We start from the raw sequence: 23,253 nt of genomic DNA, 5'->3' as shown, positions 1-23,253 counted from the left end.
CTCAGTCCTCCTCCTGGCCGGGCTGTTCGGCTTCGGGGAAACGGTCTTCGGCAAAGCGCTCGCTCCCGGCGCGCAGCACCTCCACGAAGGCGCCGAACCCGCCGTTCCTGCGGCGCGCGGCCTCGGTGTTCCAGGCGCGGAACACGCTGAACACGTCGTCGGGGCGCCGCCCCCGCTGGCCGCCGCGCCCGAAGCCTTCGATCAGCGCGTGGGTGGGCACCCGGGTGGGCTGGTCGGTGGTGGCGGCGGCCAGGCGCAGCGCGGGGGTGGAGCGCCGCAGCTCGCGGAGCCACTCCCAGGTGCTCATCCAGCTCTGCCCCACGGCGTCGAGCGCGTCGGAGCGGTCGGACCAGGTGGTGGGGGGCAGGCGCAGGAGCCCCGCCCAGGTCACGCCGTGCAGCGCCGCCGCGAGGTCCTCCGGCGAGCCGCCGTTGGGACGGAAGAAGGAGAGGAAGGTGTGCAGGGCGACCAGCGCCCCCTTGAGCGCGCGCCGGGTCCCCCGGTCCACCGGGAGGTCGCCCCACCCCGGCTCGTCGCTCCCCACGCCGGTGGCCCGGTAGATGGGGAGCCGGTCCTCGCGCTCCTCGCCCCCGCGCGCGGTGAAGTCGAGCGCGGCCAGCGCCGCGAAGAGCTCCACGTAGTGCGCCGCGTTGGCCTGCGCGTCGCCGCCCAGCTCGTTGCGCGCCTGCTCGCGCGGGAGGCTGTCGCCCACCAGGTAGTACGCCCCGTAGCCGGGGTCGCGCTCGCGATCCAGGTACGTGGGGAGGGCGCCCGCCGCGTTGTGCGCGAAGAGCGCGTTCTCGGGGCGGGGCCCTCCGTCGGCCGGGGCGCCGCCCGGGGTGGGAAGGGTGAAGTAGGGGAGGAGGAGCGCCGCGCCCAGCCGGGCGCGCGCGGCGCCGCGGATGGCCGACGCGCCGGGCCGCGGCTGCACCCCGTCGCGCAGCGCCCGGCCGACCACGGGAAGCGCGGCCGCGCCGGTGCCGCCGAACACCGACCCGGCGGCGAAGAACACGGTGGCGCCCGCGGCTCCGTGGTACTGCGAGAGGAGCTGCGCGAAGAACGCCTCGTCGCGCAGGCGGTTCATGAACACGGTACCCACCGAGGGAACGCCGCGGAACCCCATCGCCAGGTCCATCTCCCGCACCCGGCGCGAGTTGAGCAGGTCGAACAGCACGCCCAGCTCGGGCGCGTCGGCGTCCATCACCTGCCGGTCCACCCCCGCGGCGAAGCGCGTGTCGGGCATGTAGCCGTCGTCGGCGATGGGCGACCACACGCGCGACTCGGGGAGCACGTCCACCACCTCGGTGCGGAAGAAGCTGCTCGCGGCGCCGGCGTCGGCCAGCCGCTCGCGCGCGGCGCGGTACTGGTCCAGCACGCGGCCCACGCGGGTGATCGCGGCGTTCCCCTGGTCGGGGTCGACCAGGAGCACCCGGAGCTGCGCCGGCCCCAGCCCCAGCGCGCACAGGTGCAGCAGCGGCTCCAGCGCGCGGGCGCCGCTGCCGCCCAGGGCCAGGTACACCAGGGTGCGCCGGCGGTAGTCGGCGGAGAGGAGGTTGGCGCTCATGGCTCACCCCTGGCCCGGGTTCCACCGCGGCCACGGGCAGCCGCGGTAGTGGAAGAAGCCGCCCGCGCCGGACCACCGCCCCAGGAGCCAGGTCGCGAGCAGCGAGGCGGCGGCGAACGCGAGGAGCCCCCACACCAGCCCCGCGAGCATCCGGGGGAACAGCAGGTCGAACGGGAGGTCGACCAGGTACGCCGCGGGGCGCGTGCTGCAGCTGCCGGCGCGCGCGTGCACGGGCGCGTACATTCCCACCGCGAGCGGGACGAACAGGCACAGCCCTCCCGACACGGCCAGGGTGACCCACCAGCGGACCACGAAGCCGCGGTTCAGGCTGGCGCGCGGGAGGAGGTAGCAGCCCAGCAGGAGCAGCGCGACCAGGGCGATCGAGACGCCCGCCATCATCTGCCAGCGGGCCGCGATCTCGGCCGCGTCGTAGAGGCCGCCGGGGTCGGGCGGATCGCCCGCGTGCGGAGGAGGGCATTCGAGGTGGGCGTCGACCGGCGGCTGCGCCCAGAGGTGGAGGAGCCAGAGCAACATGGCGGTCTCGTGGCGGTGGGAGTGGATGCCGGCCGCTTCCACGGCGCGGCGACGACGGAAGCAGGCGCCCGGGTCAACGGACGAGCAGATAGGTCCTGGCCAGCGGCGGCGCGGTGGCCGCCAGCGGGAGGAACGGCTCGAACAGCCGCCCCAGCCCAAAGGTGCGCTCCGCGTCGGCCGCCTCGCGCGCCTCGAAGCGGGCGAGCCACGGAGGAGCGCCCGGCGCGCGCGCCTCGATGCGGTAGAGGGTGCCGCAGGGCTCGCCCTGGCCGACGGAGACGCAGTCGTCGCCGCCGGGGCTGAACACGTCGACGCCCGTTCCGCCCGCTCCGGCGCGCACGGGACCCGTGCCGCCGTCCTGGCGCTTCCACGGCGGGGCGGCGGAGTCGGCCGTAACCGGCCGGGCGAAGAGCTCCAGGCGCGCGCCGTCGGCGAGCAGCCGGGCCAGGAGCCTCCCCGCCGGAGCGGAGGTGTCGGCCGCGACCAGGCTCGCGTGGAAGGGGCGGGTGGCGGGTGACTCCGCCGCGAGCCTGGGGACCGGCGGGGAGTCGGAGAGCCAGGCGGCGTCGTATTCCACGCCCGGGTCCGGCGCCGCCCCGCCCGGCCGCAGCACGACGGCGTCGAGCGGAGCGGTGGGGAGGGGATGGCCCCACACGTGCTCGAAGAGGCCGGCGAGCTCGGCCGCGATCCGAACCCCATCCCCCGGCGCGGCGAAGACGAAGGCATAGAGGGGACACTGGCGAGCGGAGTCGCCCTGCTCGCCCGCCGAGGCGGCGTGGCAGCCGGACGGGTCTCCCTGGACGGGCCGAAACGGCGCGCGCGAGACCGCGACGAGGAAAGTCCCCCGTGCCCGGCTCCACCGCAGCGCCAGCTCGCGCATCCTGATGAACTGGCGGTGGGCCAGGTCGGGGTCGCTGCGGCGCGCGTCGCCGATCACCACGTGGCTCCAGGCGAGCAGCGTGTCGCGGGCGACGCTGTCGAGCGCCTCCTCCATCTCGGTGTCGCCGTCGCCGTAGAACTCGCGGCTCCCGAGCACGTCGAGCCCGGCGTTCGGCTCCAAGCGGATGCTGCTCCCGAACCCGTACACGCGGCGAGGCGCCAGCCGGGCCTGCAGCCCGTCGATCACCGAGCGGTAGTCGACGCGCGTGGGGTACGCCGGATCGAGGAAGCCGCGCATGCTGCGGCTGCGGTCGGCGTAGACGGCCACGGGATGCGCCAGCGCACCCGTCCGCCACCCGGCGCTGTCCGGCGCTTCGACCCAGGTGCGGACCACGTCCTGGGTGCGCGCTTCGCGATCGGCCGGGGGCGGGCACGCGGCCAGCGCCACCACGCCGGCGAGGAGCGCTTTCCTGGCGCGAGGAGACAGGCGCGAGTCGGGGAGGCGGGAGAGGTCCATGTTCATACGGAACATGACTGCAATGTCGGAGAAGACACGTTCACCATTGCGTGACGTGGGAGCCCTACCGGGGCGGTCGAGACGGGCCGATCGATCCAGGGATCCGGTCGACGCTTGCCGGCCCGAACGAATGTCGGGGCGCGGCGGCCTAATCGGCGGACCGCTGCTCTGTCGTGGCGTTTCTTTGGCACTGCCGCGCGAGGTCGCTGCAAGACCCATCCGCGTGCGCGATGCGAAGCCGGCACTCGCGTAACGCCGCTGCCGGCGCCGCGTTCTGCCCCGCCGAGATCCTTTGTCGGCCCCGTCTCCCCGTTTTCCCCGGACCCTCCCGCCAGGGTTTCGGACGGGACGGCCCATTGCACCTGACGGGTTGCCGAATGCGTTCGCGCAGACCAACTTCAAGGTCGCCGCAAGCCCCTCCGCCGCAGTCGGCCACCCGCTGGTCTCCGGCCGCAAAGACCGCCTCCGCATCTGCGGAACCGATCGGAACCTTGAACTCGCCGTCGTTTGCCCAGCACGGCGGCAGGGTGTCGCACCGCGTCTCGAATCACCGGATGGATCATCATGGAAAAGGTCAAAATCCTCTTCTTTTCCGCCGACCCGAATTCCGCCCCGCCTCACGGCCGCAATCGAAGGCTTCTGCTGGACGAGGAGGTGCGGGAGATCCATGAGAAGGTGCGCAAGGCCAGGTACCGCGACGACCTGGACCTCGATACGCGCTGGGCCACGCGCGCGGGCGACCTGCTGCCGGCCCTGAACGAGGCCAGTCCGCAGGTGGTGCACTTCAGCGGGCACGGCGGGGATGGCGGCCTGGTGCTGGTGGGTTCGGACCCGTCGCGCGCGCACGCGGTGGACGCGGCGCAGCTCGCACGGCTGTTCGAGGTTTTCCGCGGCGACATCCGCCTGGTCGTGCTGAACGCCTGCTTTTCCCTTCCGCAGGCGGAGGCGGTCGCCGCGGTCGTGGGGTGCGCCATCGGCACGCGCACCGGGATTTCGGACGCGGCTGCCATCATCTTCAGCTCCTGGTTCTACTGGGCGATCGCATCCGGCTGCTCGGTCGGGGCGGCATTCGAACAGGCTCGTATGGAGCTGGAATGGGATCTGGAGCACCGCGAGGAACGGGATTGTCTGCAGCTGGTGTCCGGGCCAGGCGTGGACCCCGCGGAGCTGTACCTGATTCCGCAGGGAGGCTCGGGCGCGGGCGAAAGACAGACGGGTGAGGGTCAGGTGGGGGATACGGATGCGGGACGGCGCTCGACGAAGGGGCCGAGGCGGGCGTGGATCACGGCCGGCGGGCTCGCACTCGTCGGCATGGTGGCGGTCGCGCTGCAGCTGAGTGAACGGCCTCCCACCGCCGGGACAGCACTCTGCGATTCGGCCGGAGCACCCCACGCGCTCATGGCACCGGCCGGGTTTTCGACAGCGGGCGCGTCAGGAGTACGGTCGGATCTCGATCGAGCGAAGGTGGACTACGAGGCGGGGCGGTATGCCGCGGCGTTGCCCCGCTTCAGGCGGTTTGCGCAGAGCGGGAACCCCGAGGCAATGGGATATCTCGGAATCATGTTCTTGCGCGGACGGGGAACGAGGGCAGAGCCCGACTCGGGGATCTACTGGCTGCGCAAGGCGGCATACAAGCGCGATCCAGAAGCCATGACCGAGCTGGCCTCCGCATACCAGTACGGCGACGGAGTGGACCGCAGCCCGGGCCTGGCTCGTGAGTGGTACCACAAGGCCGCAGACAAGGGCTCGGCGGAGGCGATGCGCAGGCTGGGGACGCTCCATCGCGACGAGAAAGACCACGCCACCGCGCTCACCTGGTTCCAGAATGCCGTGAAGGCGGGATCGCTCGAGGCCCGCATCGATGCCGGCGAGCTGTACGAGCAGGGCCGGGGGACCCCTCAGGACCTGAAGGCGGCATTCTGCCTCTATCGCACGGCCGCGGAGGCAGGTTCGCCTCGCGGGATGCTCACGATGGGCCGGATCTACCAGGACGGGATCGGCGTGCCTCGTCGAGACTACGACAGGGCGGCGGAGTGGTACCGGAAAGCCGCGGCCAAAGGCTCTCCCGAAGGGATGCGCGCGCTGGGCGAGCTGTACCTGGACGGCCTGGGCGTGCCGCGCGACACCGCCCGGGCGGAGCTGTGGTTCGGAAGGGCGAGGGACGCGGGTCGGCGCATCGCGGACGCCGGCCCCGTCGCCCCGGGCGCAGACTGATCGTCCGTCGCCGGGTGCGTTCCGGCGCCCGGCGCGGCCTTTCACCCGCACCGGCGCCGGTTCACCACGTCCGCGCTGGAGCCAGCGCGTCCGGCGAGGCTTCGCTGGCGGACAGCGTGGAGCCGTCCGCCAGCACCAGCCACGTCTCTCCATACCGGCAGAGGATGCCGTATCCCGGCCTGCAGGTACGGTACCTCTCCCGTAGCGCCCGCAGGCCCTCCGCCAGCCCCTCTTCCTTGGCGGCGCGGTATACGTACCGGGAGCAGCTCTCGCGGTAGAGGCAGCTGCGCCTCCACCGTGCCGGCCAGACGGCCCAGTAGATCCGGATGCCGAGGATCAGCGCCCATCTCACTGCCGGAACACCGCCATCGACAGGGAGCGGGTGAACGGGGGCGTTGCGCCGATCCCGAAGCAGCCGCTGGTCCCGGCGACGTGGGTTTCCACCTGTTCCAGCCGCACGTACTCCCAGCCCTCGGCCGCGAGCGACGCGATCATGTGCTGCAGCTGGCCCGCGGCCGTGTCTGCGCCTTCGCTGCTGCCGATGTTGGCGGTGAACGGAATGACGCGGTATTGCATGGTCGTCCTCCCCTGATGAAGTGATGGATGAGCCGCGGGACACCGCGGCCGAACGTGCAGCCGGGCGCCGACGGTCGTGCGGCCGTCCGGCTCCCCGGACCGGTCACACCCGCACCGACGCGGCGAAGGCGCGCATCCCGCGGTCGTCGCCGGTGAACTCGGGCCTGGCGAGCAGGTTCAGCAGGGGATCGCGCAGGACGCCCTCGTGGGTGCGCGCCAGGGCTTCGAAGAGGCTCCGCATAGCGGCGGCGTGCTCGGGAACCGGGAGCGCGTCGCGCACCCAGTCCGCCAGGTGTGCCTGCAGGCTCTCCAGGCAGTAGCGCTGCAGGTGCGGCGAGGCCGCGAACGGCGTCCGCAGGCTCTCGTACAGCTCGCCGAGGAAGCGCGACGTCTGCCGGACCTCGGCCTCCCCCTCGGCCAGGCACGCCACCAGCGGGTTGCACGACGCGGCGGCACCGCCGGCGGCGGCGCCGGTCTCCACGCGCGACTCCTTGAGCTGCTCGGCGATCCCGCGCGAGTCCAGGAACATCAGCGCCACGACCACCCCCGCCGTCCACCCGCCCTCGACGATCCACCTGCGCAGCTCCGTGAGAACGGGCACCGGGCTGCGCGTGACGCACAGCGACGCCACGGAGAACTGCACCCCCAGGAACGCGCCGCCGTGGTCGGCGTAGACGTGCTCCACCACGTCGCGCAGCATCGCGTGGCACGAGCGCAGCACCGCCGCTCCGCGCGCGGACGGCTTCTGCCCGGCGGCGCGCTCCACCTGCCCGAGCAGGCGCTGGATCTCCTGCATGTCCGCGATCATCGGGGCCAGGCGCTCGCGCGCGATGGCGCCCAGCTCGCGCATGGCGAAAGGGAGGTCGTGGTCGCCCACCCACGACCAGGCCGCGATCACGGCCGGCAGGTGCGCGTCGGGGTCCTCGCCCGACGACGCGGCGCGCTGCAGCGCCTGCAGGTGGCGCAGGCACGCGTCCCGGTAGCGCTCGGCCCGGCTGGCCAGCACCCCGTCGAGCAGCGGGCCCAGGGCGGCCTCGCGGTGCTCGCTTCCGGAGTGCGCCCACCGGTCCATCAGGGGAAGCGTGATGCGGGCCGCGTCCATCTCGCCGATGCGGCCCAGGATGCGCGCGGCGAGCACGCGCAGCGTCTGCAGCTCCTGGTCGCCCCGCTCGGCCAGGCCGCGCAGCCCGGGGACCACGGTGAGCAGCGCGCGGCGGTGGCGGGCGAACATCGCCTTCCACATCCCTTCCAGCGGCGCGCCGTCGCGGAAGCGCACGGTGTGCGACGGCGCGCCCGTGTCCACCTCGGCGTGGGCGCGCTTGAGCAGGCGCGTGTCGGAGAACTCCAGCCGCGTGTCGGCGTCGGCGCAGGCGTCCACGTCGGCGCCCGGCGCGTCGGCGTAGCGCAGGTTCAGGTCGCGCCGCAGCCACTGGCGCACGTGCCGGTGCAGCCGGTCCACGTCGACCCACGCCACCCCGCCCGCCTCGCCCCCGCACTGCGCCAGCGCCAGGGTGAACGCGAAGCTCCACCCCTCGAAGTCGCCGTCCAGGTCCTGGAGGATCCGCCCGTCGGCGTTCTCCATGCGGCGGCGCGCCTCCTCCAGCCCCAGCCCGGCGATCCCCATCTCCACGTACCGGTCGATGAACTCGACCACCTGCGGCGCGTAGCGGAAGGCGTCGAGCATCCAGGCGCGTCCGGCCCGCAGCGTCTCCAGCAGCTCGGGCTCGGCGCCGTCGACGCCCTCCATCGCCTCCAGCTTGCGCTCCAGCTCGCCGGCCAGCAGGTCGGGCGGGTGCGGACAGAGCCGGCGGTGCACGCCCTGCAGCCCCTCCATCGGCCCTGCGTCGGCCGGATCGGTGAACACCAGGTAGGCGCCGCGCGCGCGGAGCTGCTCGGCCAGCGCCTGCCAGCCGGACCGGCCGGTGGTCTCGAACAGGCGCGTGACCTCGGGGTCGGCCCGCGAGAAGGCGTTGGGAAAGATCACGAGCCGGTTCTTGAGGCCCGGGTCGCGGGCGGCGAGGTGGCGCACGTCGATCCGGACCCTGCGGTCCAGCGGCTCCGCGAGCAGCGTCGCGTCCACGCAGCGCCCTTTCTGGCGCAGGTGCCAGCCCAGGTACAGCGCCACGCGCACCTTGCCGGCGCCGCGCTCCGCCGTGAGCAGGAGCACGCGCCGCTCCTCCAGGTGCTCGAGGAGCGCGTCGACCTCCGCGTCGGCCCCGCGGAAGCCGAGCGCGCTCTCCTGCTCCCACCGCGGCGGCACCCGCTGCCCCTCTTCGCAGGAGAAGCGCTGGATGGCCGCGCGGGCCTGGTAGAGCTGGACGATCTGGCTTTCGACGTTGACGCCGATGCTGCGCTGGTCGAAGGTGGGATCCTCCAGCTTCGTTTCGCCATTGAAGTGGTTGATCAGGGTCGGGCCGCCGGAGGCCCGGCTGCCGTCGCCTTCCGCCGCCCCTCCCGCCCCGGCGGACGAGGAGAGCGAGGAAGCGGAAGCGGAGGTGTCCGCCGCGGCGGTGGACGAATCGGACATCGTGGGGATCTCCATCCTGTGGGGGGAGCGCGGCCGGCCTCATCCGCGCAGCGACCGTTCGAGCTCCACCGGGTCGGACAGGGCGCGCAGGGCGTCGAGCTCGTGCGGCACGAGGGTGCGCTCCAGCGACGCGGAGAGCTGGCGCGCGCGCTCGGCGTACCGCGCGCGGACCGCCGGCTCGCCCAGGTCTTCGAGGAGCACCTCGGCGACCAGGTGCAGCAGCGCCGAGCGCAGCTCCAGGCGCCTTCCCGAGCCGCTGACGTTCTGCGTGGCCGAGACGACCTGCTGCAGCAGCGCCCACAGCCCGCCGGCTCCCGCCGTGAGCGCGGCGGCGGGCGAAGCGCCGGGCCCGGGGAGGATGCCGGGCGTCGCGCCGGGGGCGCCCCCGGGGTGGATGCGTCCCGGGAACATCGCCCTGAGCTCATCGGGGGTGGTGACCTGCCCTCCGACCGTCTTGACCGCGTCGATATACGTGTCCACCGTGGCGGCGCGGACGCGTGCGGCGTCGCGCACACTCTGTGCGGCCTCGTCCATCTCGGCGCCGCCGAGGGTGTGCAGGTTCTCCGCGTCGCCGATGCGCCGCGCGGATTCCATCCTCGCCATCCCGACCCGCTCGTCGCGGCTGATCCGGTCGAGGTCCGCCTCGGTCTGGCGCGCGCCCCTGGTGGCCTCTTCGGGAAGCAGCCTCCCGATCTCCACCGACCGGAGGGCGATCCCGTACCCGACGGCGAAGGCCCTCAGCTCCGGCAGCCTGTGCCGCAGAACCTCCTGCGCGCAGGCCGCGAATCCGAACACGATCTCGGTCCACTGCAGCTGCTTCACGTCGCGGCCGATCACCTGGCGCGCGCGCTCGGCGACCTGTCCGAGCGGATCGCGGTTGCGGAGGCTGGCCAGCAGGTGCGGGTCGCCCACCGAGTAGTACAGGTCCAGGAGGAGGTCGAAGCGGTGCGCCTCCTCGTCTTCGAGCACCACGTGCTGGCCGACGTCCAGGTGCAGGTCCGGCGACGCGTCCACGGCGACGGCGAAGAACCGCCCCTGCGGCCAGAGCCGCTCCAGCAGCCCCCGTTTCAGCGGCGTGCCGGGGGGAAGGATGGTCCGGAACTTCTCGCCCGACTCGCCCACCCGCTCGAACACCACCACGTTGTGCCCCTCCAGCGGCTCGGCGGGGTGATCCCTCACCAGGCGCTCCTCGAAGGTCAGATTGCTCATCGTCTTCTTCGGTGGATGAAGTCAGTGGACGCCTCTCGAACGGCCCTCGCTCCCTCCAGTCCCGGGAGGCGCCCCCGCGTCCAGCAGGGCGAGCGCGCGGTCCACGCGGTCGCGCTGCGCGGCCACCCGGCGCATCCCCGCCTCCACCCGCGAGCGCCAGAGCGCGGCGGTGGCCGACGCCCACGCCTCCGGGCCCGCCGCCGCCCCGCGCAGCACGGCGTCGTCGCCGGGGCCCAGGGCGCCGGCGCGGCGCAGCTCGCGGTGCAGCCGGCCGCGCGCCGCCAGCGAGAACGCCAGCTCGTCGGCCATCCGCTCCGCCAGCGCGACGAGGCCGTCGCGCGCGAGCGCCGCCACCCGGTCCAGGCTGCCGTCCGCCGCGGGATCGGCCTCGTCCGCGCCCGCCAGGGCCCGCGTGTCGGCGCAGAGCGAGCGGACCCCGCCGATGCGCGCCTCCAGCGCCTCCCGGCGCGGGGCCGCCGCGCGCTCGCGCCGCTCGAGCGGCGAGGATTCGGCGAGCGACGCGCCCGCCAGGTACCCGGCCTGGGCGTAGCGCTTCCCCGCCATGCGCGCGCGGGCCGCCGCCAGCAGCTCCGCGGGTGCCTGGACGCAGGGAAGGACGCGCAGCCGGGGCGTCCGCGCGTGGTCGTGCAGCCTCCCCACGGCCTCGGCCGCCCGGTCGATCTTCGCGGCCGCCCGTACCAGCGCCCGCATGGCCGCCAGCGTCCTGCGCCCGCGGAGGATCTCGTCCAGCGCGGCGCGGAAGCGCTCGCCGCGGAGCGCGTCGTCGGCGCGGGCGCGGAACGCGTCGCGGGCGGCCAGCAGCGCCGGGTCGTGCCGGCGCACCGCGAGCGCGCCGGGCTCCAGCGCGGCGAAGTCGCGGGTGGCGCGCAGGTACGCCGCCCGGAAGAGCCGCTTGATCCGGCGGTCGGACAGGTGCCCGTACTCGAAGCGCCAGAGCGCGCGGCGCAGCGCGGTGTCGTCCGTGCGCGCCTCCGCGGCCACGCTCACGGCGCGCCCCGCGCGGCGGGGAGGCGGCCGGAGAAGTAGATGCGGAGCTCGATGCGCCGGTTGCGGCTGCGCCGCTCGCTCACCGGGCGGTTCTGGGCGTAGCCGTTCACCGACATCCGCCGCTCCTCCAGCGGCCGGGCGCCGCGCGTCAGGAAGCGCATGACGGCGGTGGCGCGCGCGGTGGAGAGCTCCCAGTTGTCGCGCGGGTAGGCGGGGCGCCGGAAGGGGAGGTCGTCGGTGTGGCCCTCGATCTGGACCTGCTCGTACAGGAGGCCGGCCCCCCGGCCGTCCACCCGGTGGAACACGTCGCGCAGCCGCCGCAGCAGCGCGGCTCCGCGCGGGTGCAGCCGGTAGCTGCCGGGCTCGAACAGCACCCCGTCGCCGAAGCGGATCTGCAGCAGGTTCAGGTCGGCGGAATCGGCCACCTGCCCCGCCGCGATCTCGGCCGCGAACTCCTGGTGCAGCACGGACACGAACAGCGCCTGCTTCTGCCGGGCGATCGCCAGCTGCGCGCTCGCCGAGCCGAAGTTGCTCTCCACGAAGTAGACGAGCAGGAAGAACATCAGCATCGACGTGAGCATGTCGATGAGGCCCGGCCAGTAGTGGACGCGGGTGTTCACCAGGCTCGCCGCGGGCGCGCGCTTCATCGCCGGCGCTCCGGGTCAGAAGAGGAGGACGAACAGGGCCGCCAGCGCCCCCGCGCCCACGAGCGCGGAGAGCGGGTTGCGCCGCACGATGGAGAGCCCGTCGTCGACCCACGCGCCCACGGTGGCGTCGCGGCGCGCGAGCGCGGCGGCCTCGTGCCGCTGCTGCACGGCGCGCGTCGCCACCGACTCGGCCACCTTCACCAGCGCGTCGTTGGCGTCGGCCAGCTGCTTCACCAGGCCGGTGAGCGCGCCCGCCGCCTCCTCCGCGGGGCCGCGGGCCGACTGCTGCGTGATCGCGCGGATGCTGCCGACGATCGCAGCGAAGGCGTCCTGCATCTCCTGCAGCCGCTCGAGGTTCCCCGCCTGGTGCTCCGACAGGCTGCCCAGGCTGGCGAAGGTGTCGCTCAGCTGCAGCGACAGCTTCTCCATCGCCGTCTCGTCCTCCACCGCGGCCAGGGTGGCGGGGAGGAGCTCCTCGGTGGTGAAGCGCTCCAGCGCGTCGTAGCACGCCGACTGCGCGCGGGCGAGGAGGAAGTTCAGGAACGAGACGGCGATGGCGCACGAGAGCCCCACCAGGGTGGTGACGAACGCCGTCTTCTTGCTGGCGATGATCCCGCCCAGGCTCTCGGCCGCCTCGGCGAACCCGCCCGCCGCCGGCACGCCCGAGGCGCTGGGGAGCACCCCCTGCATCTGCAGCAGCATCAGGCACAGCCCCACGAAGGTGCCCAGCATCCCCAGCATCACCGCCAGGTCCGCCGCGTAGCCGGGGAACGCGAGTCCCGGGCTGGCGTTCTCGCGCAGCAGGGTGATCTGCTGCAGCGCCTCGACGTTCACCTTCACGCGCGCCTGCTTCATCCGCGCGAGGGCGGCGAGGCGGTCGCCGATCAGGGTGCCGGGAGGCACGTTCTCGCGCAGCTCGGCCAGGTCCACCGGCGGCGGCACGGCGGGGCGGCTTCCCTCCGGCTGCTCGCCTTCCTCGCGGGCGCGGATGCCGCGCAGCCTGGACCGCACGCCGTCGAGCGCGCGCATCTCGGCGCCGCGGTAGCGGCGCAGGTGCTGGATCGCCGCGGCCGCCGCGGTGGCGCCGAGGGCGAGCAGCAGCAGCAGGATCAGCCGGCCGATGCCGGTGTTCTGCTGCCAGAGCAGGCCGAGGAGGCCGTGGCCGGGCGTCATGGCGGGATGCGGCGCGGGATGCGGATGGAGGGGGTCATCGAGCTCGGCCGGTCCGGAAGGTCCAGTGGTTTCCGGAGGCGTCGCCGAAGCGGTTCTCCTGCTTCTCGTTCCCGGAGCCGGGAAGGACCTCGAAGACCGTGTGGTCTCCGCGGAACCTTTCGAAGACGTCCACCATGCTGGCGTCGGCCGGCTTCGCGGCCCCGGCAGGGGAAGCAGGGGATTCCTCGGCCGGGCGGGGGACGAGCGGCACGGTCGGGTCCACGCCGGGGCGGACGCGCAGCACGGGGGTGGTCTCGGCGTGTCCCTCGATCTCCAACTGGATCACGCCGAGGTCGAAGGACTCCTTCACGGTGCGCCCCATCGCCAGCGCGCCGTAGAAGGCCCGGGCGAAGACGATGGCGGGCGGATCGGTGAGGGCCCGGTTCATCCCGATGGCGTAGTCCACCACCTCGCCCAGCACCTCGACCGTGGGGACGGTGTCGCACCCGTTCAGCACCACGACCTTGATCCACTCCTGCAGGATGCCGAACAGCTTGCCCAGGGCCTCCTTCGTCACCTGGCGCGGCCGCCCGTGCTCGTCGCCCAGGTAGAGGACGCCGCCATCGCCTCCGTGCCCGGCGAAGTGCACGATCTGCGGGTCGTGCCGCAGCAGCGCGTCCTGCAGGTCGCGCGTGCGCGTGGCGAAGTGGGGGATGAGCTTCACCCCCTCGTGCGCGCGGCCCTTGCGGAGCGCGTGGTCGATGGCCCGCACCTCCTCGTCGAGCCGCAGCGGCGCCCGGTCGCGGAACGGGTCCGACGCCAGGAACAGCACCTTGATCGCGTTTTCCATGCGTCTCTTCTCTCGAAATGGCTTGAACGGCGCTGAGGGGAGACGGTTCGTCCGTCGGGTGCTGGAGCGCGGGGCTCCGTCCGGACCCGCCCCTACCCGCGCATCGCCAGGTTCAGGTGAAACGCCACCTCCAGCGGGAAGTGGGGGTCGGGCGTCCCCAGCATCGCGATCTGCGGCTCCTGCCCCGGGTTGTCGTGCCGCACGCGTTCGCACAGCCGCCGGTGCAGCGCGAAGAAGCTGTCGCGGAACGCCCCGCCCTCCCAGAGCTCCAGCAGGTGGCGCATGTAGAGCCCCTCCTGCGCCTTCCGGCTTTCGGCCGCGCCCGCCATCATCAGCACGCTGGCCCGGATGCCGTCGTCGTGACTGGGCACGCGCAGGATGCACGACGACCCGGGCTGCACGAACGGCCTCACTCCCCGCGCCACGCGTTCGGCGGAGCGGTAGACCGGCGGGTCGAAGGCGGGCGACAGGTCGGGATACCCGGCCAGCACGTCGTCGCCGTAGCGCCGCATCCCGCCGCCGAAGCAGCTCTCGGATACCACCAGCACGCGCGTCCCGGCCGCCGCCCGCCTCCAGATCTCGGCCAGCTCGTCGTCGACGAGGTCGGCGTCGTGCAGGCACCACGTCTCGTCCCGCCCATCCCACTCGTCGCCGTCCGCGTCGGGCACGTGCGAGCCGTGGCCCGAGAAGGAGACGAAGAGGGTCTGCCGGGGCTCCAGCGCTTCCGCGGCGGCGGTGAGGAGCTCGCGGACCGCGTCCCGGGTGGCGTCGGCGCCGCGCAGCACGTGGATGGCGCCGTAGCCCGCCTGGTACGCGAGCTCCGCCATCTTCCAGGCGTTCGCCTCGCTCAGCGACAACCGGCACTCGCTGGTCGAGGCCGGGTGGTTCACTCCGATGTGGATCGAGGTGCCGCGCGCCATGGCCGGTCTCCGGCGTGGGGGAGGGGCGCCGCCGCGGACGCGGCGGCGCCGGACGTCGATGCGCGGGTCAGCCGCCGCCCCCGCCCACGCCGGCGACCATGCACATGTACGGCATGCCTCCCATGTCGGGCGGAAGGGCCTGGCACGGGTTCGCGAGCGGGGGACAGTCGTCCAGCGGCCCCCAGTACCGCGGCAGCACGGTGGCCGCGGGACTGTCGAACAGGGTGTAGTAGGCGCTGAAGTGGTGCGGGGTGAAGCCGCGCTCGGGCACCGGCTGCCGCGCCAACGGCAGGGGGTCCGGCGGCAGGTCTTGCGTGGTCTCGTGGTGCAGGACCAAGTTTACCCGGCCGTTCATGGGGAACAGCGTGCCCAGCGCCTTCTGCTCACCGCCGCCGCCGATGGGCTCGGAAACCAGGGTCAGCGAGTCGCCGTCCACGTCGGGGATCTCCCATTCCACCCGGTTCGCGATGGGGCGAAGCTCGCCCGGGTTCCACTCCCAGCACACGCCCGGCGACACCCGGGTGATCCCTCCCGCCCCCAGCGTCGCTCGCGCCATCAGCCTCTTCTTCGTGTCGGCGCCCAGGTGGTCGGGGTCCACGGGGCGCCGGGTGACCGGGCGCAGGTCCACGATGTGGTCGCACATGGCCAGGTTCGCCGCTTCGCCGGCCACCGGCGTGAACTGCTGGCCGGTGAGCGGGGCCATCGCGGTGATGCCGGTGGGCGCGCCCCCCTCCACCAGGTGCCCGGTATCGTACGCCAGCGCGGCGACGTGCCGGTCCGCCCCGCAGTGGTCGCCGAACATGCCGGGCATCAGCACGTGCATCCGGCCGGTGGTTCCGCCGCCGGCGGGCTCGGGGACGAAGAGGCAGAGTCCCGAGAACGTGATCCGAAGGGTGAATGCCATCGTCTTTGCAGCCCCGTCTGAGGGTGGTCGTTCCGTTCCGCGGCCCGCGGGCCCCGGCCGTCTTCCGGGTGCGGCATATTCGTCGGACGGGCCTGCCGTGATTCCCCTCCGCCGTCCTCGGGGGTACTCTCCCGCCGGGCCCCGGGCGGGATCCAGCGCTCCGCGCGAGGCCGGCGGCCGCGCGGGCCCGCGCCCGGGCGCACTCGAGGAGCACCGTCTCCGCGCGGCCGCAGATGCTTGACCGCGAGGCCGCCGAGGCGCTCTTCCTGAAGCACCTCGGCTGGATCGACAAGGTCGCCTCCATGGCCTGCAGCAACCACGGCGTCTGGGGTGACGACGCCGAAGACTTCGCCGCCTGGGTGCGAATGAAGCTGATGGAGGACGACTACGCCGTGGTGCGCCGCTTCCTCGGCAATTCCGAGCTCAAGACGTACCTGGCCTCCGTGGTCATGCGCCACTTCGTCAACTTCGACCGCGCGCAGCGGGGCCGCTGGCGTCCCTCGGCGGCGGCGGAGCGGCTGGGCGCGCCGGCGGTGGACGTGGAGAGGCTGGTGCGCCGCGACGGCTACACCCTGCAGCAGGCGGGGGAGAAGCTGCGCACCGCGGGCCGCACCACGCTCTCCGACGCCGAGCTCGCGCGCCTGCTCGACCAGGTCCCCGAGCGCCCGCCGCTGCGCCCCGTAATGGGAGAGCCGGCCACGGGGCTGGATGCCGCGCCGGGCGCCTCGCGCGCGGACGACCGGGTGCTCGAGGCCGAGGCCGACAGCCGGCGCGCGGAGATGCTGGGCGTGCTCGGGACGGCCATGGAGCAGCTGGAGCTGGAGGAGCAGCTGATCGTGCAGCTGCACTTCGCGGAGGGTCAGACCGTGGCCGACGTGGCCCGTGCCCTGCGCCTGGAGCAGAAGCCGCTGTACCGGCGCGTCGAGCGCCTGCGCGCCCGCCTGCGCGCGCTCCTGGAAGGCGCGGGGCTGGGCGGAGACGACGTGCGCGGCCTCCTCTACGAGGTCGACGCACCATGAGCGGGCGAAGTCGCGGGCTGCGAGGGCCCCTGGCAGGAGGCTGCCGGTGAGCGATCACGAGAGCGACGACGAGCGGGTGGCCGCTTTCCTGGACGGCCGGATGGACGCGCGCCGCCGGGAAGAGATGCTGGCCCACCTGACCAGGAGCCGCGAGGACCGCGCGGTGCTCGCCGGCACCGCGCAGATCCTGCGCCAGCTGGAAGAGGCGGGCGCAATCGCGCCCGGGGAGGCGTCCGCACCCGCGGCGGGCCAGGAGGCCGCGGACACGGCCATGGCGGAGGGCGTGATCCCCCTGGACACGCGCCGCCCCCCGCGGCCCGGGCCGCGTGTCCTCCGGTGGCTGGCGCTCGCGGCGGTGCTGGCGGGCATCGCGCTGGTCACCGGCCGTGTGCTGCGCCCGCGCTCATCGATCGGCGATGAGCCGGTGCGCCTCGCCGCGCGGCTGGAGCACGGCGCCGAAGGGCTGCCCGCGGGGTGGACCGACGATCCGCCGTGGACGCCCGCGCGCGGAGACGACCTCGGCGGCGTCCTGACACCAGAAGAGCGGTTCGCGCGGGCGGCGCAGGCGGGCGCGATGTTGCTGGACCTCTCGGTGGCGGTAGAGGCTCACGATGCCGCGGCAACGCACCGGCTCGCAACCCAAATCGGCCGCTTCGATCCACGGGGAGGACGCAGCGGCGGCGCGCTTCGCAAGATCATCGACGGCGCCGGAGGAAGCCCGGAGCGGCTGCAGCCGCTGGTCGGCGAGGCCACGGAACGGATCGCGAAGCGGCTGGACCCGGACGCGTTGCGGCTGGGCGCCTGGACCGAGGCAGCGAGGCTGGCCGCCGCGTACCAGGATACGGCCTTCTTCCGCGGCGGTGAGGCGCGGGAGATGCTCAATCAGGCCGCCGCGGCCGATCCGCCCGCCCGCGCGGCAGTGCAGCAAGTCCGGCCTCTCCTGAGGGAGGAGCCCCTGCAGTGGGACGCGCTCGGTGCCGCACTCTATAACTTGGCCAACGAGCTCGCGAGCGAGTGAATCCGAAGCCGCGGATTGCTGCGCGCTCCCGGACACGCCGCGGTGGTGTCCGGGAGCGTCGTTTTCACGCTCAGCTCCCGATGTAGCGGAATCCAGCCCACGTCGCGAGGGAGCTCCGCGTGGGGTCGCTTGAGCGGAGCATCTCCAGCTGGGCCTCGCGCAACGCCGCGGCCGGGTCGTCCGGGTGGTGTGCGTAGGCGCGGTGGAACGCCAGCATAAACGGCTGCGTGAGCCGGTCGTTGGTATCCCACAGCCTCCCCACCACCCCACCCGCGCCCGCCGCCAGCAACGCCCCCGAGAACCCCGCCAGCCCGCCCGAGCGCCCCTCGCGCGCGCGCGCCGTGCGGCAGGCGGCGAGCACCACCAGGCGCACGCCGCGAAGCTGGAGCGCGTTCACCGCTTCCGCGGTGAGGCGGCCCGTGGTGTCGGCGCCCGCCAGCACCAGCGCCGACCGCTCCGGGCGCGTGTCGTCGAACAACGCATGCCCTGCGTAATGGATAATACCCGCGCGTGTTGCTGCCTGGATCACGGCTGGGCGGGTGGCGGCGGCGCCTTCGAGCACCTGGTTCGAGGGATACAGCGCTTTCAGCGAGTCCACCTCTGCCCGAGCGCCCTTCAACGGGTCGAGCGTGGGGTACTGCTCTACGTCGAACGCGGGATCGGCTATGAACAGCGCGTGGGCGGAGCGGTCTGCCGCGGGCGCGGGGCGGGCTGCCTCAGCGAGGGTGGCGGCGAAGCGAAGCGGGTGGTCCTCCACGAGGTAGCGGCGGCTGCTGGAATCCCGCAGCGCCTCGAACGGCACGCCGATCACCTCGCCGTCGGCCAGGATCACCAGCGGCGTCCCGGACGGGCCGAGGTGGTGCTCGACCGGGCGGATCAGCGAGTCATAGAGGCGTTCGAGGTCCGGCAGGGCGGATTCCGCCCGGCGCGACTCCAGCCCCGCGACCACTCGCTCGATTCTCCGAAGGAAGTCGCCGCGGTCCAGGGTGTGGCGCACGACGCGGACGTCGTTCCCGCGGACGGTCCACGTGAGCAGCGTGTCGCCGATGAGCGCGTACTCCACGGCGACCTGCCCAGGCGGCGCCGCCAAGCGGCCCTGTACCACGGTGGAGGTGTCGTACCCGGGCGTGAACGAGACGCGGCTTCGCTCCACCGCCTGCAGCGCAGCGATCGTGTCGCCGGCGCGCAGGTGCAGCGTCACCAGCTGGTCGAACCGGCTGCGCGCCTGCTCCAGCATCGCAACGCGCAACGCTGCGTCGGCCTGTTTCTGAGACAGCCCTCTGATGCGCGAGGTGGCGTATGTGAGGTCGGAGCTCGCAGCCCCGATTTTCCCCTGCGCCAGATGCACGTCCGCGCGTCGGAGGAGCGCTGGCAATAGCCAGATCGGGGCGTTGATACTATCGAAATAGGCGACGGCGGAATCCAGGCCTACTGTTGAACCAGTGTCGGTGCCGATGAGCGCGCGCGAGTAGCGCGCGGTATGCCCGAGGAACTCGCGGGGTTCCCGAGCGCGAATCTTCTCCATGAACGATTCGGCGTGATCCAAGTCTCGGCCGGCATCTTCTCGCCGTCCTGCGGCCGCGTGGACACGCGCACGGCCGAGCAGCGCTTCCACTCGGTTTGGGAGCTCCTCCTTCACTCTCATAGAGACGCTGAAATTTTCATCCTGAATGACCGCCGCGGCCCGGGGCATCCCGTCGACGCTGGCACAGTTCGCCAGTACAAGGAGCGCACTCGCTAGCCAGGGCGACCCACGGTAAGCGCGAAGCGACGTGATCCCTCTGTGAATCGACCGGTATGCCGCGAGCGTGTCGCGCTGGTTGTAGGCCGCCTCTCCTTCCATCGACAATGTCGCGCCGGCGTACTCCGTTTCGCTCGCGCGCGCGAACAGCCGCGCGGCGGCTCGGTACGAAGCGCGGGCCGGGGCGGGTTGGCCGTTTTTTAGCTGCACCGTACCCCGGATCCAAAGGGCGCGCGCTGCCAGCGCCGGGTACCGCACGGAGTCGATCCGAAGCAGCAGCGCTCGGAGCTTGGAGTCCGCACCCGAGAAGTCGTCGCCGTATGCGAGCGCGCTGGCGTGAAATACTTCCGCCGAGCGCACCAGCACGGGCGAAGGCGGTCGCACACTCACCACGCGAGCGAACGAGTCTCCGGCAGCGACCTGTTCCAAACGCCAGTACATGGCTTGGCCCGCCGTGTACATCCGGTGCGCCTGGGCCAGGGTGCGGATTGCCGCGGGATCGTCCCGGGCGGCGCGGATGACACCCACCTCGTCCATGAGCGAGAGATCTCGCAGCGCGATTCCGAGATCTTCAGCCAGTTGGAGCAGTTTCGCGGCCCGCGCCGTGTCTCCCGCTTCTAGGGCACGTCCCCACCGGCCGAGCACGCTGTCCGTCCCGAGCAGTCTCGCCTCCTGCGGATTTTGGGTGGCGAACGCGCGCACCTCCGCCTCGGGAGCTCCGGGCCGGGGCTCCTGGGCCATCGGAGGGTGGCGAAGGAAGCTGCGTCGCTTCCGCGCCTCGTCAGCCCACTTGCTCGTCGAGTCGAGGCTCAGATAGTCTGTCCAGGCGATCTCGGCCTGCTCATCCAGCCCCAGCGTCTGCATCGCGAGCGCGGCGTTGAAGCGCGCTTCGAGGTTCTGGGGCTCGGCCTCGACGGCTTCGAGTGCGTAGTCCAACCCTTTCAGCAGGTCGAGCGAGTTCTGGGTGCGCTGGGCGCGGACGAGGTGCGCGCCCGACAGATCGACCAGCAGCGGCACCCGCCGGGGCGAGAGCCGCAGCGCCCTGGACAGCCGGGTGATCGCCGCGTCGGCCGCTTGCTCCGTGTCGTCGTCGCCGATGATCGCCACCAGCGCGGACGCCTGAAGCGAGTCCGGGTCGGAGCTCTCACCCGCATCGTCCAGGGCCTCGAAGCGAGCCAGCCGGCCATCGTCGGCTCCGCACGACTCGCGGGGCACCGTTTCGTCCGCCGCCTCTGCCGGAAGGACGAAGCACGGGTGGTATTCGACCGGGATGGAGAAGCGCGGCGAGAGAACGCGGGAGGGCCGGGCGGCGGCGAGCTCATCCAGGACCGTGGCGTGGGAGGACCAGCGGCGGGTGCCGATCGTCATCACCGCGAGGGCGGTGGCGCCGCCCAGCAGCAGAAGCGGCCAGCGCTTCAGCGCTGCGCGCGGCGAGAGGCGTAATGAGGACTGCGACATGTGTGCACCACCGATGTGGGGAACGTGAGGAAATGGGAAATGATGCAGAGGAAAGAAACGGCAGATCCAGCACGAACCGGAGCGGCTGGGATGGGGAACCGCGCCGCTCGCTTCTCAGGAATTGTCTCACGTTGCACCCGCAGAGTCAACAGACGGCGGGAGGACGTTAGCTCCCGTGCGCCGTCGATTGGGGGGCGTTTCCCGGTAACGTACGGCCGTGCAGTGAGTTTGCCCGAGCCGGAAGACCGGCGGAACTCTGCCGATCTCGTACACCTGCATTACTTCTGTAAAGGGTTGCCCCCGGTTCGTTCACACAGGCTGCGCAACGCAGCCGTCGCGCTCGGCAACCGGGGCTCGTCCGACGCGGTGTCGGCGCTCGCCATAGCGCTGGACGACGAGGAGCCGCTGGTGCGGGGGCACGCGCGTGGGCGCTGGGGCGCACCGGCACGGAGGCGGCGCGGCAGGCGCTGCGGGGGAGCGCCCGGCGTTGGTCACCGTGTGGAATTCGATGAGAGAGGCATAGTTGCGTCTCTGCAAGATCTTTAAAAGACACCGGATGAAGTGTCTTCGAACCGGAGGCATGGAGTAAATTCAGCCGTTTACCCCGGATCGATCTCGCGTGTAAGTTGAATGCGCGTCGAGGTATTTCCGATTATAAAAGAGAATGCAAGCTGTAATCGGCCATGAGAGAGGCTTGTTTTCTCCGGTGATAAAATCCGTGGTGGCAGAAATTGGAAGATTTCTCCCCTTGCGCCACAACCGTATGACGCATATAATTTGCGACCCCCCCAAACGTTTCCCCAACATCCACCCCTCCAGGAGGCCCATGAAGTACACGAGATCCGTTCCCGCCGCCGTTCTCGCTGTGCTGGTCACCGCCGCATGCGACACGACCGAGCTGGTCAACCCCGATGCGGGAGGCCTGACGCCCCGCCTGGCCGCCGCCCCGCAGGCGCAGATCCGGACGCAGGACGACGAGCACGCGCGCGTGGCGCGGGCGGAAGTCCCCGGTTTCGCCGGCTTCTACCTCCAGGAAGACGGCACCCCCGTGGTGCGCCTGGTCGACCCCTCGCAGCGCGGGGCCGCGCAGCGCTACCTGGCGCAGGAGCTCACCCGTGACCACGGGCGCGGCGCCAACGCGCCCACGGAGCCGGTCTTCCTGAGCGCGGCGTACGACTTCGCGCAGCTGAAGGGCTGGGCCGGGCAGGTGGAGACGCTGCTGACGCGCAGCGACGTGTTCCTGGTGGACGTGGACGAGGTGAACAACCGCGTGCACGTGGGCGTGGCGGACAACACGGCCGCCGGCGTGGTGCGCTCGGAGGCTGCCCGGATGGGGATCCCGGCGGCCGCGCTCTTCGTGCAGACGCAGCCGAAGCCCGAGATGCGCGCCACGCTCCGTGACCGCCTCGCGACCATCGTGGGCGGGACCCAGATCGCGTTCAGCGTATACGTGTGCACCCTGGGCTGGAACGCGCGCCAGGTCTCGACGGGGGCGAACATCTACGTCACCAACGCGCACTGCACCCGGAGGCGGTTCTCCAGCGACGGGATCGCCATCTTCCAGCCCACCAAGGTGTCGGGGAACGAGATCGGCGTAGAGATCGCCGACCGCGGGATGTGGGCCTGTGCCGGGGCCGGCACCTCCTGCCGCCTTTCCGACGCCGCCTACATCAGCAACAACGGCACGCGCGGCGTGGGCCAGGGCGGGATCCTGCGCACCGCGCTCGCGACGGGCGCCAACGCCGGGATCACCGTCATCGGCGAGTACGACATCGTGGCCCGCTACACCGGCACCGTCCCGGTGGGCACCCTCCTGGACAAGACGGGGCGCACCAGCGGCTCCACCCGCGGCCTGGTCACCAACTCGTGCGTGACCATCGGCGAGCTGCGCTGCCAGGACATCTCCAAGGTGTGGTCGGAGGGCGGCGACAGCGGCTCGCCGATGTACGTCGCCCTCGTCGGGACCGGCGACGCCGAGAACGACGTGCAGCTCTACGGGATCCTGTGGGGCGGCCCGAACGGCGACTGGAACACCACCTACTCCAGCCGCCTCTCGGGGATCGAGCAGGACCTGGGGGCGCTGACCAACCTGTGCCGCCCCGGCTACGGCTGCTGAGCGGGGCTCTCCCCGGGCGAGCGGCCCGCGCCCATGGATGACGCGGGCCCGACCCTGGCGGGCGTGATCGCGGCGGTGGCCCCCGGCCCCGCCGCGATCGGCGTTACCGTCGACGTCGCGCCGGGGGCGGAGCCCGGGCGGATCGTCCTCCTCGTGTCGCCCGAAACGGAGATCGAGGTCGGGCGGGCGGACGGCACGGCGACGCGCGGGGGCGCGGCCGACCTGGTGGCGGGCGCGCGGGTCGTGGCGCGGCACACGGGCGCGGAGCTGCGCTCGCTTCCGCCGCAGTACCACGCGACGCACGTCCGGGTCGTCCCCGGCCCCTGATCGCGGTCCGGTAGACGAGCCGGGCCTCGCGCGGAGTGCGCGGAGGACGCGGAGAAGGCTTCTCCGCGTCCTC

General features: G+C 72.7%; 19 protein-coding genes. 5 read left to right on the top strand and 14 right to left on the bottom strand.

The genetic code is table 11. The features are described from left to right. Position 1: 1 nt before the first annotated feature. The 3 genes from VF746_18580 to VF746_18570 form a co-directional block, all read right to left on the bottom strand. Positions 2-1,564, bottom strand: coding sequence for a hypothetical protein (locus VF746_18580; GenBank protein ID HEX8694435.1), 1,563 nt, complete (start codon positions 1,562-1,564; stop codon positions 2-4). A 3-nt stretch (positions 1,565-1,567) separates the two neighbouring features. Next, a complete protein-coding gene (locus tag VF746_18575) occupies positions 1,568-2,098 on the bottom strand; it encodes a hypothetical protein (protein HEX8694434.1) in 531 nt (176 codons plus the stop codon). A 73-nt stretch (positions 2,099-2,171) separates the two neighbouring features. Continuing rightward, positions 2,172-3,509, bottom strand: coding sequence for a hypothetical protein (locus VF746_18570; protein HEX8694433.1), 1,338 nt, complete (start codon positions 3,507-3,509; stop codon positions 2,172-2,174). A 549-nt stretch (positions 3,510-4,058) separates the two neighbouring features. Between VF746_18570 and VF746_18565 the strand changes: the two genes are divergently transcribed. Further along, complete coding sequence (locus VF746_18565) at positions 4,059-5,708, top strand: CHAT domain-containing protein (protein HEX8694432.1); 1,650 nt, start codon at positions 4,059-4,061, stop codon at positions 5,706-5,708. A 61-nt stretch (positions 5,709-5,769) separates the two neighbouring features. On the opposite strand, the gene yidD is transcribed toward VF746_18565, so the two are convergent. The 10 genes from yidD to VF746_18515 form a co-directional block, all read right to left on the bottom strand. Next, positions 5,770-6,060, bottom strand: coding sequence for a membrane protein insertion efficiency factor YidD (gene yidD, locus VF746_18560; protein ID HEX8694431.1), 291 nt, complete (start codon positions 6,058-6,060; stop codon positions 5,770-5,772). Continuing rightward, the gene (locus VF746_18555; GenBank protein HEX8694430.1) at positions 6,057-6,284 is read right to left on the bottom strand and encodes a hypothetical protein; all 228 of its coding nucleotides are present in this window, start codon (positions 6,282-6,284) and stop codon (positions 6,057-6,059) included. The genes yidD and VF746_18555 overlap by 4 nt, the downstream gene beginning before the upstream one ends. Before the next feature lie 103 nt (positions 6,285-6,387). Continuing rightward, positions 6,388-8,811, bottom strand: coding sequence for a hypothetical protein (locus VF746_18550; protein HEX8694429.1), 2,424 nt, complete (start codon positions 8,809-8,811; stop codon positions 6,388-6,390). A gap of 39 nt (positions 8,812-8,850) precedes the next feature. Further along, positions 8,851-10,020, bottom strand: a complete 1,170-nt coding sequence (locus tag VF746_18545) for a hypothetical protein (protein HEX8694428.1) — start codon at positions 10,018-10,020, stop codon at positions 8,851-8,853. A gap of 21 nt (positions 10,021-10,041) precedes the next feature. Then, positions 10,042-11,028: a hypothetical protein gene (locus tag VF746_18540; protein HEX8694427.1), complete on the bottom strand. Its 987-nt coding sequence runs from the start codon at positions 11,026-11,028 to the stop codon at positions 10,042-10,044. After that, positions 11,025-11,675: an OmpA family protein gene (locus tag VF746_18535; GenBank protein ID HEX8694426.1), complete on the bottom strand. Its 651-nt coding sequence runs from the start codon at positions 11,673-11,675 to the stop codon at positions 11,025-11,027. Before VF746_18535 ends, VF746_18540 begins: the two co-directional genes overlap by 4 nt. A gap of 15 nt (positions 11,676-11,690) precedes the next feature. Then, positions 11,691-12,848, bottom strand: a complete 1,158-nt coding sequence (locus VF746_18530) for a MotA/TolQ/ExbB proton channel family protein (GenBank protein HEX8694425.1) — start codon at positions 12,846-12,848, stop codon at positions 11,691-11,693. A 34-nt stretch (positions 12,849-12,882) separates the two neighbouring features. Then, a complete protein-coding gene (locus VF746_18525) occupies positions 12,883-13,677 on the bottom strand; it encodes a hypothetical protein (GenBank protein HEX8694424.1) in 795 nt (264 codons plus the stop codon). Between the two features lie 92 nt (positions 13,678-13,769). After that, a complete protein-coding gene (locus tag VF746_18520) occupies positions 13,770-14,597 on the bottom strand; it encodes a caspase family protein (protein ID HEX8694423.1) in 828 nt (275 codons plus the stop codon). A gap of 67 nt (positions 14,598-14,664) precedes the next feature. Further along, the gene (locus tag VF746_18515) at positions 14,665-15,501 is read right to left on the bottom strand and encodes a hypothetical protein (GenBank protein HEX8694422.1); all 837 of its coding nucleotides are present in this window, start codon (positions 15,499-15,501) and stop codon (positions 14,665-14,667) included. Between the two features lie 233 nt (positions 15,502-15,734). On the opposite strand from VF746_18515, the gene VF746_18510 reads away from it, so the two are divergent. Beyond that, positions 15,735-16,520 (top strand): sigma-70 family RNA polymerase sigma factor, encoded by a 786-nt coding sequence (locus VF746_18510; protein ID HEX8694421.1) that lies wholly within the window; start codon positions 15,735-15,737, stop codon positions 16,518-16,520. A 46-nt stretch (positions 16,521-16,566) separates the two neighbouring features. Next, positions 16,567-17,538 carry a hypothetical protein gene (locus VF746_18505; protein HEX8694420.1) on the top strand — a complete coding sequence of 324 codons (972 nt, stop codon included), beginning with the start codon at positions 16,567-16,569 and terminating at the stop codon, positions 17,536-17,538. A 70-nt stretch (positions 17,539-17,608) separates the two neighbouring features. On the opposite strand, the gene VF746_18500 is transcribed toward VF746_18505, so the two are convergent. Beyond that, positions 17,609-20,737, bottom strand: a complete 3,129-nt coding sequence (locus VF746_18500; GenBank protein HEX8694419.1) for a CHAT domain-containing protein — start codon at positions 20,735-20,737, stop codon at positions 17,609-17,611. An 826-nt stretch (positions 20,738-21,563) separates the two neighbouring features. On the opposite strand from VF746_18500, the gene VF746_18495 reads away from it, so the two are divergent. Both VF746_18495 and VF746_18490 read left to right on the top strand, forming a co-directional pair. After that, positions 21,564-22,853: a hypothetical protein gene (locus VF746_18495; GenBank protein HEX8694418.1), complete on the top strand. Its 1,290-nt coding sequence runs from the start codon at positions 21,564-21,566 to the stop codon at positions 22,851-22,853. Positions 22,854-22,886: 33 nt separating this feature from the next. Continuing rightward, positions 22,887-23,180 carry a hypothetical protein gene (locus tag VF746_18490; protein HEX8694417.1) on the top strand — a complete coding sequence of 98 codons (294 nt, stop codon included), beginning with the start codon at positions 22,887-22,889 and terminating at the stop codon, positions 23,178-23,180. The last annotated feature ends 73 nt before the right edge of the window (positions 23,181-23,253 follow it).

The organism is Longimicrobium sp. (assembly GCA_036389795.1).
In the GTDB taxonomy this organism is placed as follows: Bacteria; Gemmatimonadota; Gemmatimonadetes; order Longimicrobiales; family Longimicrobiaceae; genus Longimicrobium.
This window is presented reverse-complemented; position numbering and strand designations above follow the sequence as displayed.